Origin of the sequence: Acidisphaera rubrifaciens HS-AP3, assembly GCF_000964365.1 — a bacterium.
Classification (GTDB): domain Bacteria; phylum Pseudomonadota; class Alphaproteobacteria; order Acetobacterales; family Acetobacteraceae; genus Acidisphaera; species Acidisphaera rubrifaciens.
The window spans coordinates 1-443 of sequence record NZ_BANB01001058.1 but is presented as its reverse complement, the minus strand read 5'-3'; the positions used below and the strand labels follow the sequence as shown (position 1 = coordinate 443).

Genomic DNA, 443 nt, shown 5'->3' with positions numbered 1-443 from the left:
AATGCCTCGGCCAGCGCGCGGGCGGCGCGGCGGGTCGGCAGCAGGATCAGCCCGGCCTCCGGCGCCGCCGCGTGCGCGTCGAGCCAGGCGCGGGCGACGGCGTCGAGGAACGGCTCGCCCGCCGGGATCGAGGCGATGTTCATGTCGTCTGTCCGGTGATGCCGGCGGCAAGCACCGCTTCCGCATCGCGCAGGTCGGGCGGGGTGGAGAGGTGGAACCACAGCCCGTCATGCACCACCGCGCGCAGCCGGCCGGCGGCCAGCGCCCGGTCCCAGCAGCGGTTCATGCTGAAGGCGCCGGGTGCCATGCCGTCGAGCAGCGCCGGGGCGATGAGCTGCACGCCGGCATAGAGGTAGGGCGCCACCTCGCGCTCGCGCCGGCGGCGCAGCACGCCCCAGGGATCGACGAAGAAATCGCCGGCGCCGACCTCGCCGCTGATCTGG

1 pseudogene is annotated in these 443 nt (G+C 75.2%); it reads right to left on the bottom strand.

Going from position 1 to position 443, the window contains the following annotated elements:
- Positions 1-139: 139 nt before the first annotated feature.
- A pseudogene (locus tag B8460_RS22600) lies at positions 140-443 on the bottom strand (nucleotidyltransferase family protein); the annotation flags it as partial.